Genomic DNA, 3676 nt, shown 5'->3' on the forward strand with positions numbered 1-3676 from the left:
GTCGCAGAAGCTGACCGACCCGGAAAACGTCGGCCCGGGACTCGTCGGGCCCGGCGTGAGCGGCCGGGCGCGCAGCCACCACCGGCAGTGAATGGCCCAGCGCCGCCAGATATCGCTGCACGAGGTCGAGGTCTGACACAGGCAGCGGGGGCTGCGTCTCTTCCGCTTCTTCTTCTTCTTCTGCCTGGGCGCCATCAAGCCGGCGGGCGAGGCGCTGGCCATCTTCCCAGGCGGACTCGGCGATGAAGCGACTGGGGCGATGGTCTCCGCCATCATGGAGCAGCACCAGGCGCTCCCGCGCCCGGGTGATGGCCACATAGAAGAGCCGTCGCTCCTCTTCCAGGCGCCCCGGTGTCAGGGGGTTGTCGCGGGTATAGTGGGGAAAGTCCTCCTCGTTGACACCCGCCACCAGCACCAGCGGCCACTCCAGTCCCTTGGCGCCATGCACGGTGCTGATCAGCACCCCGTCGTCGCGGTTCTCCACCGGCCGGGAGAGCAGCTCGATGAAGGCCTCGGTGTCGCTGCCCAGCTCGCCGGCCTGCTCGACCAGCACGTCGAGCAGGCGCACGTCCTCCTCGCCCTTGTCACGCCGCGCGGCGGCGCGCTTGAGCACCTTCTCGGCCTCCACAACCTCGACCACATGTTCGAGGAGCCGTACGGGGGGCCAGGCCGATAGACGGGGCAGCTCGCATAGCAGCGCCCAGCGCTTCTTGAGGGTGCGTCGCTGATGGGGCCTGAGCCCATCGAGCAGCGGATCGTGACGCTCCGGCCAGCGCTGGGTCTCGGCCAGTCGATTCGCCAGGGCGCGGATCCGCTCACGGGCCACGAAGGGAGTGGGCTGGGACAGCAGCATCGCCAGATGCCCCGGATCCTGAAGCCGCCGCGGCTCGACGGCGAGACGCATATAGCCGGCCAGGGCCTCGACCAGCGGCAGGCGGAAGACGAAGCGGTCCTCCCGGGCCAGTCGGAAGGGAACACCCCGGCGGAGCAGCGCCAGCTGCAGCGGCACCGACAGCGCCCAGCTGCGCACCAGCAGGCAGGCCTCATCCAGCCCGCGGCCCCGATTGAGCCAGCCATCGAGCTCGGCCAGTACCCCCTGGCTGCCCTGCCCCACGGCCAGGCCGGTCGAGGGGTTACCCGGCGCGGCCAGGCAAAGCTGGTCGGGACGCCGCCGATTGGCCGCGATGGCATGATTGGCGGTCAGGGCCAGCGCATGGCCATGCCGGAAGGTGGTCGAGAGCGGATAGTCGCGGGCCGCCCCGAAGGTGGCGGTGAAGTTCTCCAGCATGGTGTCGGGGTGGGCCCCCCGCCACTCGTAGATGCACTGGTTGGCATCACCCACCGCCATGACCTCGGCATCGCGGCCGGCCAGCAGCGCCAGCAGCCGCTGCTGGGCGGTGTTGATGTCCTGGTATTCGTCGATGACCACGTGGTCGAGGAACCCCTGTACCCGGCCGCGCAACCCGGCATCCGCCTCCAGGGCCAGCAGCGGACGATAGAGCAGGTCGGCGAAGGTCATCAGCCCCTGGTCGGCCAGCAGCTGCTCGGCATGCTCGAAGGCGGGCACGAAGTGGCCGGTCTCCTCGCCGAAGTCGAGCTGGCGGTGGAGCTCGACGGGCGAGGCCATCTCGGCCTTCACCAGTCCGCAGAAGTGGGCCAGCGCCTCGAGGCGTTCGGCCTCCAGTGCCGTCTCGCGAGCCTCGGGCGCCTCGGCCAGGGCGGCCAGCGTGGCCTGACGCAGCAGTCGTTCGAGCTGCCAGTCGGCGGTGAGCAGCTGACGAGGTGCGAGCGCGCCCCAGCGGGTCAGGCTCGCGGTCAGCCGGTGACCGAGAGAGTGAAAGGTACGCACGTCCGGCAGCGCCTGGCCGGCCGGCGCCATCTCGGCCAGGCGCGCCTGAAAGTCCTCACGGGCCGACCGGTTGAACATCAGCACCAGGATGCGCGCCGGGGATACCCCTTGCGCGAGCAGGTGCAACACCCGGGCGACCATGGTTGTAGTCTTGCCGGCACCGGCCACCGCTGCGACCCGGGCATGGCCTCGCTCGTGAGCGACCACGGCACGCTGCTCGGGGGTCAGCTGGCGGATCAGGGACATGGCGTCTCGCCCTCATGGCGCGCGTTCGCGTCCAGCCGCCCCAGGGGCTGCCAGGTGTCCTGGCTGGTCAGGCCCAGCTCGAGGGCGCCGCCGCCGAGCTCCCGCGTCTCGGCCTGTTCCACCAGCCGGTAGTAGACGTTGCGCCCCAGCCGTGCGGTGAGCCCGAAACGCACAGCGACCTCCGGCACCATCTCGCCGGCCGGGGTCTCGCTGAGCACCAGCCGATGGGCCTCGCCAAGCGCCAGGCGGTCGCCGACGTTGGTGGTCAGCCACCAGTTGCCATCCTCCTCGCGGTCGGCATCCACCACCAGGAAGGGCCGGTCCTCCACCCGGATCCGCTGCCGCTCGACCGGCGTCACCAGCACGTAGTCACCATCGGGGTCGCGGCGCAGAAGGGTCGAGAGCAGGCGTACCAGTCGCGGTCGCGCAATAGGCGTGCCCTCATGAATCCAGCGCCCATCGGCAGCGATGGTGAGGTCCATCTCACCACCGTGTTCGGGGTGCCAGCGGTCAACGGGAGGAATCTCACCTTCGGGGTCGATCTGGGCCAGCAGCGGATCGAGTTGCATGGTGCGCCCTCCTCCAGGCCGCATAAGACAGGGTAATGAGGGTAGCCTAGACCAGTCCGGCGGAGCGCAACGCCTTGCGCACCTCGGCAGGCGCCTCGGGCGCCGCAGCGCGGAACAGCCGATAGAAGTTGCTCGTGGTCTGGGCCGCGACCTCCGCCACGCTGATGCCGCGTGCGTCGGCGATGCACTCGGCGACCTCCACCACCCAGGCCGGCTCGTTGGGCTTGCCACGATGCGGCACCGGCGCCAGATAGGGGCTGTCGGTCTCGATCAGCAGCCGATCCAACGGCAGGCCTCGTGCCAGGTCGCGAAGCGATTCGGCGTTGCGGAAGGTCACAATGCCGGACAGCGAGATATAGAAGCCATGGCGCACTGCCTCCCGGGCCATGTCCATGTCCTCGGTGAAACAGTGCAGCACGCCGCCCACCGCCGAGTCGGTGTGCTCGCGGATCAATGCCAGAGTATCGTCACGGGCCTCGCGGGTATGGATGATCACCGGCAGCTCGAGTTCGCTGGCGGCAACCAGCTGGCGGCGGAACCGCTCGCGCTGCACTTCCCGTGCAGGCACGCTGTCGGGCGCCTTGTCGAGATAGTGGTAGTCGAGGCCGCATTCGCCAATGGCCACCGCACCGAAGCGTTCGGCTGCTTCCTTGATCACCGCAACGCTAGGCTCCTCGGCCACGCAGTGCAACGGATGGACACCGGCGGAGATCACGACATCATCATGGGTCCGAGCGATCTCGGCCAGGGACGGCATGTCCTCGAGGGTCACGGCAATGGCCAGGAACTGACGCACGTTCCTGGCACGGGCGGCATCGAGGGCGGCGGCAAGATCGCCGCCGTGGGTCTCCGGATCGAGACGGTCGAGATGGCAGTGGGAGTCGACAAACATGGGGTACCGCTTGTTAGATGTGAGGGGAAGGGGTGAGATGAACCATCAGGGCCTTGCTCCTTGCTCCTTGCTCCTTGCTCCTTGCTCCTTGCTCCTTGCTCCTTGCTCCTTGCTCCTTGC

General features: G+C 68.9%; 3 protein-coding genes. All 3 read right to left on the reverse strand.

The features are described 5' to 3' along the window. The coding region (locus tag RI841_RS15410; protein WP_310706513.1) for an ATP-dependent helicase at nt 1-2095 on the reverse strand (2095 nt) is incomplete at its 3' end. Beyond that, nucleotides 2086-2664 (reverse strand): DUF1285 domain-containing protein, encoded by a 579-nt coding sequence (locus RI841_RS15415; protein ID WP_310706514.1) that lies wholly within the window; start codon nt 2662-2664, stop codon nt 2086-2088. The genes RI841_RS15410 and RI841_RS15415, both read right to left, overlap by 10 nt. Before the next feature lie 46 nt (nt 2665-2710). Further along, nucleotides 2711-3556, reverse strand: a complete 846-nt coding sequence (locus RI841_RS15420) for a TatD family hydrolase (protein ID WP_310706515.1) — start codon at nt 3554-3556, stop codon at nt 2711-2713. Nucleotides 3557-3676 lie beyond the last annotated feature (120 nt).

Source organism: Halomonas sp. (genome assembly GCF_031581305.1).
Lineage (GTDB): Bacteria > Pseudomonadota > Gammaproteobacteria > Pseudomonadales > Halomonadaceae > Halomonas.